This is a genomic window from Rhodopseudomonas sp. BR0G17 (assembly GCF_010907025.1).
GTDB lineage: Bacteria > Pseudomonadota > Alphaproteobacteria > Rhizobiales > Xanthobacteraceae > Rhodopseudomonas > Rhodopseudomonas palustris_H.
This window is the reverse complement of record NZ_QUML01000007.1, coordinates 132,498-145,604: the sequence shown is the minus strand read 5'-3', so window position 1 is coordinate 145,604 and position 13,107 is coordinate 132,498. Positions and strand designations below refer to the sequence as shown.

Here is a 13,107-nt window from a genome sequence, read left to right as displayed (position 1 = left end):
CGCCGGCCGTCTCGTTTCACAGCGGCGCGTTGGCGTTGAGCTCTTGCTTCTTCACCTTGCCGGTCGCGGTCATCGGCAGCGCGTCGATAATACGGATCTCCGGAACCTTGTAGACCGCCATCCGCTCGGCGCACCAGGCCTGCAACTCAGCCGGCGTGATGGTGCCTTCGGCCTCCGGCTTGAGTTGGACGAAGGCGACCGGCACTTGGCCCTTGCCGGGATCGTCGCGTCCGACCACGCCCGAACCGAGCACCTTCGGATGCTGACCGAGCAGCGCTTCGATCTCCGGCGGAAACACGCTCATGCCCTTGACCTTGAGCATTTCCTTGCGGCGGCCGAGGAAGTGCAGAAAGCCCTGCGGATCGATGGTGCCGATATCGCCGGTGCGCAGCCAGCCGTCGACCAGCGATTGGGCGGTCGCCTCCGGCTTATTCCAGTAGCTCTTGAGCAGCGACGGCGTGCGGACACGGATTTCGCCTTCACCGCCGAGCGGCACCAGCTCGCCGGTCTCGAAGTCGGTGATCTTGAACTCCGCACCCGGCACCGGCAGGCCGACGAAGATCGGCTGGGAGACCAGATCGAAATCGTCGCCCTGGAAGCCGGCCGTGAAGGTGTTCGAGGTGTGGGTCTCGGTCATGCCCCACGCGGCTTCGGTGAGGATCGTGCCGGTGAGATCCTTCCAGCGCTTGCGATAGGTGGGGTTGAGCTTCTTGACGAACGAAACCACCCGCACCTGGCTGAGCGAGGACAGATCGAATTCCTTGAAGCGCGGATGATCCATCAGCTCGACCGCGCCGTCGACCGGCATCGCGGTGACGTTGACCTTGTAGCGCTGGATCGCGGTGAGCACGCCGAGCGCATCCCAGCGCGCCAGCAGCACCAGCGTCGCGCCGGTGAACAGGGGGAAGATCAGGCCAAAGTTTTCACCCGCGATCCAAAACTCGGGGAAGAACGACAGGAACACGCTGTTCTGATCGGCCACCACCGAGATGCCGTGATTGGCTGCCGCCGTGTAGACCATGTCGCGCTGGGTGTGGACGCAGCCCTTCGGCATGCCGGTGGTGCCGCCGGTGTAGTTGAGCGCTGCGACCTCGTCGAGCGCGGCCGGCGGCAACGGCTCCGGCTTGGGCAGCGCGGCGAGCGCCGGCAGCAGGTCGGTCGCGCCTGGCACGGCGATCCGCGGGCCGCTCACCGAATCCGGCACCGGGATCGTCGGATTGGCCGGGATCACATCGGCAAAGCTGGTGACGATCACTTCGCGCAGCGAGGTCTCGGAGCGGACCTGCTCGACCACGCCGGCGAGCTGGTCGAGCGCCACGATGACTTCGGCGTCGGTGTCGTTGAGCTCGTAGGACAGCTCGAAGGCGCGCGACAGCGGGCTGACCGGCACGTGGATCGCGCCGAGCTTGAGGATGCCAAAGAACACGATGTGGAACTGCGGGCAGTTCGGTAGGAACACCGCGACGCGGTCACCCTTCTTCACGCCCTTCTGCATCAGCAGCGCCGCGAAGCGATCGCTCTGCTCGTCGAGATCCGCATAAGTGGTGACGTGACCGTAGAAGATCACTGCCGGCCGCAGCGGCGCGGATTTGGCCCAGGCGCGCAGATATTCGCTGAGGGCGACCTCGCCGTGCAGATATTGTGGCTCGCGCGGCGTGCCCTTCGGCCACGCCTTGGCCCACAGCTCGTGCAGCTTTGCCAGATAGTCAGCTTCCTTGGCGTCCACGGTCATGTCTCGTCCTTGTTGTTCTTGTTTGATCAGTTGCGCTTCATCGTCGGATCGAGTGCCGCCCGCAAGGACTCGCCGAGCGTGTTGTAGGCGAGCGCCGTGAACAGGATGGCGAGCCCGGGCGGATACATCTGCTCCGGCGCGATCTCCATGTTCTGATAGGCGCGCGCCAGCATGGCGCCCCAGCTCGGATCGGGCGGCTGAATGCCGAGACCGAGGAAGCTGAGGCTGGCCTCGGCGAGCAGCGCGGCAGCGAGCAGCAGCGTCACCTGCACGATGACCGGCTGGATCGCGTTCGGCAACACGTGGCGCCACAAGATGCGCGTGGTCGAACCGCCGAAGCAGCGCGCCGCATCGACATACAGTTCCTGCCGGACCACCAGCGTGCGGGCCCGCACCAGCCGCGCAAGCTGCGGCGCGAACACGATGCCGACCGAGATCATGCCATTGGTGAGACCGATGCCGAGCGCGCCGGTGACGGCGATCGCCAGCACGATCGCCGGGAACGACAGAAAGCTGTCGATGACGCGGCTGATCATGGTGTCGACCCAGCCGCCGAGATAGCCGGCCAGGATGCCGACCGGCACACCGATCAGCACCGCGATCGCAACCGCCAGGAAGCTTGCATACAGCGACGCCATGCCGCCGTAAATCAGCCGGCTCAGCGTGTCGCGGCCGAGATCGTCGGCGCCGAGCCAATGCTGTGCCGACATCGGCGCCAGCGCCGCATCGATGTCCTGGGCGACAGGGTTATACGGCGCAATCCACGGCGCCAGCAGCGAGATCACCAGCAGGATCAGCAGAAACGTCAGGCTGATCGCGCCGCGCAGATCGGACACGAACCAGCGCAGGAAGCGGCGCATCCGGCGGCGGCGATGCTGATGCGGAGGGGCGGTGAGCGAGACCGACGTCATGACGCGATCCTCGGGTCGAGCACGCTGTAGAGGATGTCGGTGAGCAGGTTCAGCGTCACCACGATCAGCACCATGGTAAACACCACCCCCTGCACCACCGGGAAGTCGCGGTGCATCGCGGCGTTGACGATCAGCCCGCCCATGCCGGGGATCGCGAACACCGCCTCAACGACAACGGTCGCGGCCAACATCCGGTTCGCCAGCAGGCTGATGACGGTGAGCAGATTGACGCTGACGTTCTTCAAGCCGTGCCGCCACAGGATCGACGATGGTGGCAGGCCTTTGGCATGCAGGGTGCGGACCTGCTGCGACGACAGGATCTCCACCAGTGAGGAGCGTAGCTGACGCGCCACCTCGGCGATACCACCGGAGGCCAGTGCGAGCGCCGGCAAGATGGCATGGCTAAGCGCGGCGGCAGGGTCCTTCATCAGCGACACGGCGCCGGTTGCCGGCAACCAATTGAGCTGCAGCGAGAAGAACGCCACCAGCAACATGCCGAGCCAGAAATTCGGCACGGCGACGCCGAGCGAGGCGATCGCCATCACGATGCCATCGATCCACGAGCCCGGCTTTGCCGCCGCCGCGATGCCGAGCGGCACGCCGATCACCAACGCGGTCAGCAGCGCCAGCGCCACGATCAGCAGCGTGTGCGGCAGGCAGCGCTCGATCGAGGTCAGCACCGCCTCGCTGGACACCAGCGAGGTCGACAGATCGCCCTGCACGGCCTTCCACAGCCAGGCGCCGTATTGCACCAGGAACGGCTGGTTCAGGCCATACAGCTCGCGGATCTCGGCGATGCGCTGCTCGGACGCGTTGTCGCCCGCCAGCGTCACCGCGACGTCGCCGGGCACCAGCTTGAGCAGCCCGAACACGATGAAGGTGGACAGCACCACCACCGGCACCGCGTGCAACAGGCGGCGACCGATGATGCGCAGACGCATGGCGTTCAACATGACCAAACCCATTTGGCAGAACGGCGCCGCGAGCAGTCGCGGCGCCGTTTGATCAGGCGAGCGAGATGTTCTCGAACTTCGGCTTGCCGAGCAGGTTCGGCTGGAAGTCCTTGACCTTCGCCGACAGCGCGTCGAGCTCGTATTGGAACGCCAGCGGCGCCGACAGCGCCTGCTCCACGGTGAAGCGCTGGATCTTGGCGAACACGGCGGCGCGCTCGTTGAGATCCTGGCTGGCGCGGCTTTCCTGAATCAGCTTCGACAGCTCAGGATCGGCGGTGCGGCCAGCATTGTAGTAAGCGCCCTTATCGAAGCCGAGCCCGTAGGTCATGCTCGGATCCGGGCGACCGGTCCAGGCCGACACCAGCATGTCAAACTTCTTCTCCTGGGCGAAGAACTGCGCGCTAATCTCGGCAATGGTGCCGCGAGTAAACTTCAGCTTGATACCGACCTTACCGAGCTGGTCCTGAATGACCTCGCCACGCCGCACCGAGTCCTGATCGGTGTAGCCGCCGATCGTCATCTCCAGCCCGTCCTTGTAGCCGGCCTCGGCGAGCAGCTTCTTCGCCTTCTCCGGATCGTACGGATAGGTGCCGGCAACGTCCTTGGCATAGGCCCAGTGCGAGCTCGGCAACGTCATCCGCGCCGGCTCGCCAAGGCCGCTCAGCGCCGCCTTGACGAAGGTATCGCGATCCAGCGCATAGTTGATCGCCTGGCGAACCTTGACGTTGTCGAGCGGCGCACGGGCGTAGTTGAAATACACCTGAATGCAATACAGCGTCGGCGACGACACCAGCTTGAGGTCCTTGGCGCGTTCGATCACCGGCTTCAGCCGCGCCGGCAGCTGGAACGCCATGTCGTTCTGGCCGGCGACCACCGACCGCAGCGCTGTGGCATTCTCCGGGATGATGTTGAACTCGATGCCGTCGAGGAACGGCCGCCCCTTGCGCCAGTAGTTTTCGTTGCGCGCGACGACGACGATCTCATTGTCGTTCCAGCGGACGAACTTCCACGGGCCGGCGCCGACCGGCTTGCGATCGGTGTCGTTGCCGAGCGCCTTGATGTTGGTCGGCGACACCATCATGCCGGCGCGATCCGACAGGATCGCCGGCAGCGCGGTGTCGGGATTCTTCAGCTTCAGCGTGACCTGCAGCGGGCCGGTGACTTCGACGCTGTCGACACTGGACAGGTCCGGCTTGACGTTGGAGCGCTGGTCGGAGCGGTTGCGATCGAGGTTGAACTTCACCGCCTCGGCGTCGAGCGGCGTGCCGTCGTGGAATTTGATGCCTTCGGAGATGTCCAGCACCATGACCTTCGGATCGGGATACGACCACTTCGCGAGGCCCGGCTTCGGCTTCAGGGTGTCGTAGTCCCATTCCACCAGGGTGTCGTAGATCGTCCACAGGATGCTGTGATCGGAGCCGGCGCCGCCGGTCGCCGGATCGAGCGACGACGGATTGGCGGGCGCAGCGACCTTCAGAATGCCGCCGGTCTTGGCGGCGAATGCCTGCCCCGGCAGTCCGAGCACGCCGGTCGCAGCCGCGCCGCCGAGCAGCGCCAGAACCTCGCGACGGCGCAGCGTGCGTTCACCGAAATCGATCACGCGCATGTTGGTCCTCCCATGATTGTTGTGTTTTGTGCTTGTCGTTGATCGGGCGGCGGACCGTCGGCGGTCGCGAAATGGCAAGCGACGCGGTGCCCCGGCCTGACCTCGCGCCACGCCGGCATCTCATCCGCGCAGCGCGGCTGCACCGACGGGCAGCGGGTACGAAACCGGCAGCCGGACGGCGGCGCGACCGGACTCGGAATCTCGCCTTCGAGAATGATGCGGCGATCGACCCGCAGGTGCGACGGCAGCGGAATCGGCTCGGCCGACAGCAGCGCGCGCGTATAGGGATGCAGCGGATGCTCGATCACGTCTTCGGCGGGGCCGAGCTCCATCAGCTTGCCCAGATAGGTGACGGCGATCCGATCCGAGATGTGCGACACCACGGAGATGTCGTGGGTGATGAACACGTAGGTGAGGCCGAACTCGCGCTGCAGATCGGCGAACAGGTTGAGCACGTCGCCGCGGATCGAGACGTCGAGCGCCGCCACCACCTCGTCGCAGACGATCACCTTGGGGCGCAGCGTCAGCACCCGCGCGATGTTGACGCGCTGCTTCTGTCCGCCGGAGAGCTGATGCGGATAGCGATCGGCAGCTTCCGGAGACAGGCCGACGCGCTCCAGCGCCGCGATGCAACGGCGGCGGCGTGACGCCGCGTCGCCCTCGCCGACGATCTCCAGCGGCTCCATCACGCTGTCGATGATCGTCATCCGCGGGTTGAGCGCCGCATTGGGGTCCTGAAACACGATCTGATAGTCGCGGCGATGCTTGCGAAACGCCCTGGCGCCCAGCGCGGCGGGGTCGACGCCCTGATGCAGGATCTGGCCCTCGGTCGGCTTCAGCAACGACACCAAAGCGCGGCCGAGCGTCGTCTTACCTGATCCTGACTCGCCGATAATGCCGAAGGTTTCGCCGGTGCGAACCTCGAAATCCATACCATCGACCGCCTTGACGGTGTCGTGGCCGTCGCGCGTCGGAAACAGGATGCGCAGATCGCGCACCGCGATGACATCGCTCGGAGACGCGGACACTGGCTCGGTCAATTCACTGCTCCCGGCAACGCCAGTTCGGTCGCCCGCCAGCAGCGGGCATCATGGCCGGCATCGACCGCGACCATCGCCTGCTCGCGCTCGCAACCAGCCGCCGCATGCGCACAGCGCGCGCGAAACCGGCAGCCGGCCGGCATCGCATTTGGCGACGGCACCCGTCCTGGGATTGACGACAGCACACCGCGGCGGGCGCTGAGCCCAGGTAGCGAACGCAGCAAGCCCGAGGTGTAAGGATGGCGTGGCCGCATCAGCACGTCGTCGACCGGCGCGTCCTCAACGACCTCCCCGGCATACATCGTGATCATCCGCGTGCAGGTTTCGGCGACGACGCCGAGATCATGGGTGATGAAGATCAGCGCGGTGCCGGTACGCTCGCTCAGCGACCGCAACAGGTCGGTGATCTGCGCCTGCACGGTGACATCGAGCGCCGTCGTCGGCTCATCGGCGATCAGAAGCTTCGGCTTGCAGATCAGCGCCATCGCGATCATCACGCGCTGCCGCATGCCGCCGGAGAGTTGATGCGGATACTCGTCGCAGCGCCGCTCCGGCGCCGGAATGCCGACTTCGCGCAGCGCCTCGATGGCGCGGTCGCGACCCTCGGCGCGGCTCACCGGAAAATGCACCCGATAGGCTTCGCTGATCTGATCGCCGACGGTGAACACCGGATCGAGCGCGCTCATCGGCTCCTGGAAGATCATCGCGATATCGCGGCCGCGCACCGCACGCATTCGCCGCGGCGACAGCTTCAACAGATCGACGCCGTCGAACACGATCTCGCCGCGTACCTGTGCGTTGTGCGCCGGCAGCAATCGCAGCAGCGACAGCCCGGTCACCGTCTTGCCGCAGCCGCTCTCACCGACCAGTCCGACGCGCTCGCCGGGCGCGATCGAGAAGCCGACGTTGCGCGTGATCGGCAGCGAACCGCCGGCGGTCGCGAACGACAGCGACAGATCGCGCACCGAAAGCAGCGGCGCTCCGGCATTGCCAGGCACGGCTGCACGATCCAGCGTAATGGTTTGACTGGCCGACATCACGACACGTCAGCTCACAAGGCCGCAAGCAGCTACAGCAATAGCCGAAGCGATTTGCTTGAACTCGGAGGCGTGCTGCGGCGCTGCGGATAGTGAGCGCACCTTCGCCCCGACATTTCGGGTGCGGGTTCGCATCTGCGCGAACGTCATCGCCGGCTACCTCCCTTGATCCGCAGCGTGCGCATGCGGTCCGTCGCCTGTCCGGCTTTGGCGCCGGTATCTGTCCGGCGACGGTGAGGCCATCAAAGGGCACCGGTTGTCGATTGTCAACAATCGACTGTCACGCTACGAATGAGAACCAGCACGCGAACCGCCGCGGGGAGCCGAGGAGACAATATGGCAGCGACAACCTATCGCAGGGCCGCTGGCGACGATGAGGCCGCACCGGTGGGGCGGTTCTCTCTGCGCACGCTGCCGGATCAGATCGCCGAGGAGCTTGGCGCCGACATCGTGTCCGGGCGTCGTAAGGCAGGCGAACGTTTGGTCGAGCTCGACCTCGCGCGTGACTTCGGCGTCAGCCGCGGCCCGATCCGCGAAGCGATCCGCATTCTCGAGCGGCGCCGTCTGGTCGAGCTCAATCCGCGCCGCGGCGCTTACGTCAAACCGCTGTCGCTGAAATCCGTCGCCGATCTGTTCAACGTCCGCACCGCGCTGTCGATGCTGGCGGTGCGGACGATGGCGACCTCGCCGATCGAGAGCTTCGTTGATACTTTGGCGCGGCGCTGCGATGAGCTGAATGCAGGTGTCGAGATCGACGATCCGCTCAGCTTCGCGCGCACCACGACGCGCGCCGTGCGCACCATCGCGCGCGGCTCCGGCAACGAGCTGCTGGTCGAACTCCTCGCCGACCTCGCCAACCAGACGGTGTGGACGACGATCTGGAAATCACCGCTCGACTATCAGACCCGCAAGATCCGCCGGCAGAGTGCCGACCTGATGGCCTCGACGCTGCGGGCGATCCGTCAGCGCCGCCCGAATGCGGCCGAGACGCACTATCGCGAACTGCTCGAGGGCGACCGCGACCGGGCGCTTGCGACGCTATCGCGGATGCGCGGCGAAGCGATCGACTTCAGCGGGATTGCGGCTGCGGAGAGCGCCGGTATTGCAGAACGTTCGGCCCGCTCTCCGGGACGTCCAGTGGCTCAGCCCTGATACAGCCCATCTGTACGCCAAATGACGCTTCGCAAAGCTGGCAGCGTCGTCACCGACAGCTACATAACGCCTTGAATTTACTCATTAATAGCTACTATTTCTAATTGACGGACAGATCCGTTAGCGACACATTTGGCGGGTTCCACCAAGGAGCCAGCTACCGCAACTGTTTCGGTTTGCGGTGCTCTGCTGCCAGACGGCCGAGGCCCCTGCCTCCCATAAACGCCAGCGCGAATCCCTCTCTGACGCCGCCCCGGCAGCGTTGACCTGCCTATGCACAAGGAATCTTTCATGGCCCACACCCCTGCGGAGCTCGAAGCGCTGCTGATGCAGCGATCGATGTCCGATCCCGAGCTTCTGGCCGCTACCGAAGCTGCAGCGGATTATCGCATCCTGCCCGACGCCACCGTGATCAAGATCGGAGGCCAGAGCGTGATCGACCGCGGCCGTGCTGCGGTCTATCCGCTGGTCGAGGAGATCGTCTCGGCGCGCAAGGACCACAAGCTGCTGATCGGCACCGGCGCCGGCACACGCGCGCGGCACCTGTATTCGATCGCGGCAGGCCTGAACCTGCCGGCCGGCGTGCTGTCACAGCTTGGCGCTTCGGTCGCCAGCCAGAACGCCGAGATGCTCGGGCAACTGCTCGCCAAGCACGGCATCTCGTCGGTCGGCGATGCCGGGCTGTCGGCGGTGCCGCTGTATCTCAAGGAAGTAAATGCCGTCGTGTTCTCGGGCATGCCCCCCTACGGCCTGTGGATGCGCCCCTCCGCCGACGGCGTGATCCCGCCGTATCGCACGGACGCCGGCTGTTACCTGATGGCCGAGCAGTTCGGCTGCAAGGCGATGATCTACGTGAAGGACGAGAACGGCCTTTACACCGAGAACCCGAAGACCTCGAAGAACGCCACCTTCATTCCGAAGATTTCGGTCGACGAGATGAAGGCCAAGGGTCTGCACGATTCGATCCTCGAATTCCCCGTGCTCGACCTGCTGAAGTCCGCACGCCACGTGCGCGAGGTTCAGGTCGTCAACGGCCTGGTGCCGGGCAATCTGACGCGCGCGCTCGCTGGCGAGCACGTCGGCACCATCATCACCGCGAACTGAGGATCGACCATGGCTGATACCAACCACATCAAGCACGTCGCCTCGCCGCTCGCGCGCCAGACGCTGCTCGACAGCAATCTCACCCGCCCGGTCGCGGGCAAGAAGCCAATCCGCATCCTACCCTGGCTACAGGTCGTGAAGATCGGCGGCCGCTCGATCATGGACCGCGGCGCCGAAGCGATCCTGCCGGTCGTCGACGAACTGCGCGCGCTGCTGCCCGAGCATCGCCTGCTGATCCTGACCGGCGCCGGTGTCCGCGCCCGGCATCTCTACAGCGTCGCGCTGGATCTCGGCCTGCCGGTCGGTTCGCTCGCGCCGCTGGCAGCCAGCGAGGCCGGACAGAACGGCCACATCCTCGCGACCATGCTGGCGCCGGAAGGCGTATCGTACGTCGAGAAGCCGACGGTGGCGAACCAGCTCGCGATCCATCTCAGCGCGGCGCGTGCGGTGGTGGCGAGCGCCTTCCCGCCCTACCACAACCACGAATTCCCCGGCGCGCGGCTGCCGCCGCATCGCTGCGACGTCGGCGCCTTCCTGCTGGCGGATGCGCTCGGTGCCGCCGGCCTGACAATCGTCGAGGACGTCGACGGCGTTTACAGCGCCGATCCGAACGCCCCCGGCGGCGACAAGGCCAAGCTGATCGCCGAGACCAGCTATGCCGATCTCGCCAAGCACGACGGCACCCTGCCGCTCGACCGCGCGCTGTTCGACGTGATGGCCAATGCGCGCCACATCGAGCGGGTACAGGTCGTCAACGGCCTGAAGCCCGGCAAGCTTACCGCGGCGCTGCGCGGCCAGCATGTCGGCACCTTGATCAAGACCGGCGCGCAGCCGGCCTGACCGTTGCGACACGGAGGCGCGCAGCTTTTGATGCAGCGCGCTTCCATCTCTCGCCGCTTTTGCTATCCTGATGACGGTGCCGCGCCGTAAGCGCCCACCGTCGTCAGGAACGAGGGTTCCAACCATCTGCAACTCGACCGCATTTTCTGCGGGTCGAAGGTTGGAGCCTGCATGATGTCGATCGCACGCGCCCCGCAGGCCGCGATCATTTTGATCCTTCTCGGAATTTCCACCATCACGGCCGGCGCCGCGGAGCCGAGCGGCTGCGCCGCGTTCAAATGGCCGATCGATCGGGAGCGCGCCAGCCTGACCGCGCCCGACAAAACGCAACTCACGTCCGGTCAGACATTAGACGCGCTGCCAACGCGCGCGATCGTGCTGGCGTTGAAGCCGGCGGCCGAAGCTTCTCTGCCGAAGCCGCCCGAACGCGGCTCGGCGCCGGAGCGTTTCGCCGGCTTCGTCCGCATCAAGCAGGTCGGCAAGGCCGGCACCTATACGGTGGCGCTGCCGGCGGCCGCGTGGATCGACGCCGTGCAAGCGGACCGAACACTTAAGCCCGGCGGCTTTAGCGGCGCCACCGATTGTGAAGGCGTGCGCAAGCTGGTGCGCTACGAGCTCGGCGCAGGCGAGTTGCTGCTGCAACTCAGCGGCGTCAGTTCCGAAACGATCGCTCTGGCGATCCTGCCGGTGGAGTGAGCGATGCCGATGGCCCAAAACCAACGCCGCGTCCCCGCCGATCCGGTGCAGCCCGAGCGCGCAAAGCGCCTGACAACGCTCGACCTCGGCAACGAGCCCGAAGGCTTCGTCGACGAATTCACGCACTGCTTCACCGGCGAATGCCGGGTGAACGTGTTGCAAATCCTGTTTCGCATCAATCAGGTCCTGACGCAGAACGCCGACCTCGCGACGCTGGTGTCGATCATTCTCGACGGCATGCGCCAGCAGATGCGGATGCAGCGCGGCGTGATGATGCTGTACGACCGCCACTCCGACGCGATCTTCATCCACGACAGCTTCGGACTGACCGAGGAAGAGCGCGGCCGCGGCATCTATGCGCCAGGCGAAGGCATCACCGGCAAGGTGGTCGAGACCGGCAAGCCCATCATCATCCCGCGCGTGATCGACAGCCCCGATTTTCTCGATCGCACCCGCGCCCACAACAAGGGCCGCAAGCAGGACAAGCTCGCGTTCTTCTGCGTGCCGATCGTACTCGCCCAGAAGGTGGTCGGCACCATCTGCGCCGAGCGAGTCTATATGAATCAGCGCCTGCTGAAGCAGGACGCCGAGCTGCTGGCGATGGTCGCCTCGCTGATCGCGCCGGCCGTCGAGCTGTACCTGATCGAGAACGTCGACAAGGTGCGTCTCGAGACCGAAAACCGGCGGCTGAAAAGCGAGCTGAAGCAACGCTTTCGCCCGGCCAATATCATCGGCAACTCCAAGCCGATGCAGGAAGTTTACGCCATGGTGCACAAGGTGGCCTCGACCAAGGCCACCGTGCTGCTGCTCGGCGAAAGCGGCGTCGGCAAGGAGCTTGTGGCGAGCGCCCTGCACTACAACAGCCCGGTCTGCGATGGCCCCTTCATCAAGGCGAACTGCGCGGCGCTGCCGGAGGCGCTCGCCGAAAGCGAACTGTTCGGCCACGAGCGCGGCGCTTTCACCAGCGCAGTGGCGACTCACAAGGGCTATTTCGAACAAGCCTCGGGCGGCACGATCTTTCTTGACGAGGTCGGCGAACTCAGCCTGCCGACGCAGGCCAAGCTGCTGCGCGTGCTGCAGGAGCGGACGTTCGAGCGGGTCGGCGGCGCCAAGCCGGTCAAGGTCGACGTCCGCATCATCGCCGCGACCAACCGCAACCTCGCCGAGATGGTCGCTGAGGGCACTTTCCGCGAGGACCTGTTCTATCGCCTCAACGTGTTCCCGATCACCATCCCGCCGCTACGCGACCGCGGCTCCGACGTGATCACGCTCGCGGACCACTTCGTCACCACCTATTCGGCCGAAATCGGCAAGCCGATCAAACGGATCTCCACGCCTGCGATCAACATGCTGATGAGCTATCACTGGCCCGGCAACGTGCGCGAACTGGAGAACGTGATCGAACGCTCGGTGATCCTGGCCGAGGAAGGCGTGATCCACGGCTACGACCTGCCGCCGTCGCTGCAGACGCCGACCGAGACCGGCACCGGCTTCAGCGGCACGCTGGAAGACCGCGTCACCGCAGTCGAATACGAGATGATCGTCGAGGCTCTGAAAGCCTCCAACGGCAATGTCGGCCAGGCCGCCACCGCGCTCGGCCTGACGCGGCGCATGCTCGGCCTGCGGATGGACCGACACGGCCTCACCTACAAGACGTTCCGAACCGCAGGGCTGCGACCAAGGAACTGACGTCCTCTCGCCCGATGCGTTGAAGACCCTGACGGCGGCTCTCACGAGCCGCCGTTTTGCGTTGGTGAGGGGGTCCCGCGCAATCGACCGCCAGGTAACTCTTGTCCCTGAAATCTACGCCTGACGTAACTTTTGCCGCGCCCGGCACAAAGGAGCAGGAAGTTACGCCGTGCGTCACGCCTCCATCAGAATTTACGCATCCAGAACATTTTCGCTGCGAGCTCGCGACGCGACCAGAGATCGATCCTTCTCGTCCACTCATCGGCTCGCCGCCGCCGCGGCCGAAGTACCGGATTCCATGGCGCTCGCCACGATCCGTCATCGCGCCGCAACGTTACGTTATCGTC

General features: G+C 65.5%; 11 protein-coding genes and 1 pseudogene. 5 read left to right on the top strand and 7 right to left on the bottom strand.

Features of this window, described 5'->3' with window-relative positions:
* Positions 1-16 precede the first annotated feature (16 nt).
* The 7 genes and pseudogenes from DY467_RS08140 to DY467_RS26855 all read right to left on the bottom strand — a co-directional run.
* Entirely contained in the window at positions 17-1,732 is a 1,716-nt protein-coding gene (locus DY467_RS08140; RefSeq protein ID WP_164635185.1) for an AMP-binding protein, read from the bottom strand.
* A gap of 26 nt (positions 1,733-1,758) precedes the next feature.
* On the bottom strand, positions 1,759-2,643 hold the full coding sequence (locus tag DY467_RS08135; protein WP_164635183.1) for an ABC transporter permease: 885 nt from the start codon (positions 2,641-2,643) through the stop codon (positions 1,759-1,761).
* Entirely contained in the window at positions 2,640-3,596 is a 957-nt protein-coding gene (locus DY467_RS08130) for an ABC transporter permease (RefSeq protein WP_164635181.1), read from the bottom strand. The genes DY467_RS08135 and DY467_RS08130 overlap by 4 nt, the downstream gene beginning before the upstream one ends.
* A gap of 52 nt (positions 3,597-3,648) precedes the next feature.
* Positions 3,649-5,202, bottom strand: coding sequence for an ABC transporter substrate-binding protein (locus tag DY467_RS08125; protein WP_164635179.1), 1,554 nt, complete (start codon positions 5,200-5,202; stop codon positions 3,649-3,651).
* Positions 5,193-6,242, bottom strand: coding sequence for an ABC transporter ATP-binding protein (locus DY467_RS08120; protein ID WP_164635177.1), 1,050 nt, complete (start codon positions 6,240-6,242; stop codon positions 5,193-5,195). The genes DY467_RS08125 and DY467_RS08120 overlap by 10 nt, the downstream gene beginning before the upstream one ends.
* Positions 6,239-6,544: an oligopeptide/dipeptide ABC transporter ATP-binding protein gene (locus tag DY467_RS26860; protein WP_413776053.1), complete on the bottom strand. Its 306-nt coding sequence runs from the start codon at positions 6,542-6,544 to the stop codon at positions 6,239-6,241. The genes DY467_RS08120 and DY467_RS26860 overlap by 4 nt, the downstream gene beginning before the upstream one ends.
* A 39-nt stretch (positions 6,545-6,583) precedes the next feature.
* Positions 6,584-7,147, bottom strand: a pseudogene (locus tag DY467_RS26855) (ABC transporter ATP-binding protein); the annotation flags it as partial.
* A gap of 468 nt (positions 7,148-7,615) precedes the next feature.
* On the opposite strand from DY467_RS26855, the gene DY467_RS08110 reads away from it, so the two are divergent.
* The 5 genes from DY467_RS08110 (at position 7,616) to DY467_RS08090 (ending at position 12,760) form a co-directional block, all read left to right on the top strand.
* Positions 7,616-8,431 (top strand): GntR family transcriptional regulator, encoded by an 816-nt coding sequence (locus tag DY467_RS08110; protein ID WP_164635173.1) that lies wholly within the window; start codon positions 7,616-7,618, stop codon positions 8,429-8,431.
* 291 nt (positions 8,432-8,722) lie between these two features.
* Positions 8,723-9,535 carry an amino acid kinase family protein gene (locus DY467_RS08105; protein ID WP_107346481.1) on the top strand — a complete coding sequence of 271 codons (813 nt, stop codon included), beginning with the start codon at positions 8,723-8,725 and terminating at the stop codon, positions 9,533-9,535.
* A gap of 9 nt (positions 9,536-9,544) precedes the next feature.
* Positions 9,545-10,375: an amino acid kinase family protein gene (locus DY467_RS08100; RefSeq protein WP_164635171.1), complete on the top strand. Its 831-nt coding sequence runs from the start codon at positions 9,545-9,547 to the stop codon at positions 10,373-10,375.
* Between the two features lie 171 nt (positions 10,376-10,546).
* A complete protein-coding gene (locus DY467_RS08095; RefSeq protein WP_164635169.1) occupies positions 10,547-11,071 on the top strand; it encodes a hypothetical protein in 525 nt (174 codons plus the stop codon).
* A gap of 3 nt (positions 11,072-11,074) precedes the next feature.
* On the top strand, positions 11,075-12,760 hold the full coding sequence (locus tag DY467_RS08090; protein ID WP_415193329.1) for a sigma-54 interaction domain-containing protein: 1,686 nt from the start codon (positions 11,075-11,077) through the stop codon (positions 12,758-12,760).
* The last annotated feature ends 347 nt before the right edge of the window (positions 12,761-13,107 follow it).

Coding starts and splice junctions, on each gene's coding strand:
- DY467_RS08110 (WP_164635173.1), top strand. CDS start 7,616: ATGGCAGCGACAACCTATCGCAGGGCCGCTGGCGACGATGAGGCCGCA.
- DY467_RS08140 (WP_164635185.1), bottom strand. CDS start 1,732: ATGACCGTGGACGCCAAGGAAGCTGACTATCTGGCAAAGCTGCACGAG.
- DY467_RS08090 (WP_415193329.1), top strand. CDS start 11,075: ATGCCGATGGCCCAAAACCAACGCCGCGTCCCCGCCGATCCGGTGCAG.
- DY467_RS08105 (WP_107346481.1), top strand. CDS start 8,723: ATGGCCCACACCCCTGCGGAGCTCGAAGCGCTGCTGATGCAGCGATCG.
- DY467_RS08100 (WP_164635171.1), top strand. CDS start 9,545: ATGGCTGATACCAACCACATCAAGCACGTCGCCTCGCCGCTCGCGCGC.
- DY467_RS08125 (WP_164635179.1), bottom strand. CDS start 5,202: ATGCGCGTGATCGATTTCGGTGAACGCACGCTGCGCCGTCGCGAGGTT.
- DY467_RS26860 (WP_413776053.1), bottom strand. CDS start 6,544: ATGTATGCCGGGGAGGTCGTTGAGGACGCGCCGGTCGACGACGTGCTG.
- DY467_RS08130 (WP_164635181.1), bottom strand. CDS start 3,596: ATGTTGAACGCCATGCGTCTGCGCATCATCGGTCGCCGCCTGTTGCAC.
- DY467_RS08095 (WP_164635169.1), top strand. CDS start 10,547: ATGATGTCGATCGCACGCGCCCCGCAGGCCGCGATCATTTTGATCCTT.
- DY467_RS08135 (WP_164635183.1), bottom strand. CDS start 2,643: ATGACGTCGGTCTCGCTCACCGCCCCTCCGCATCAGCATCGCCGCCGC.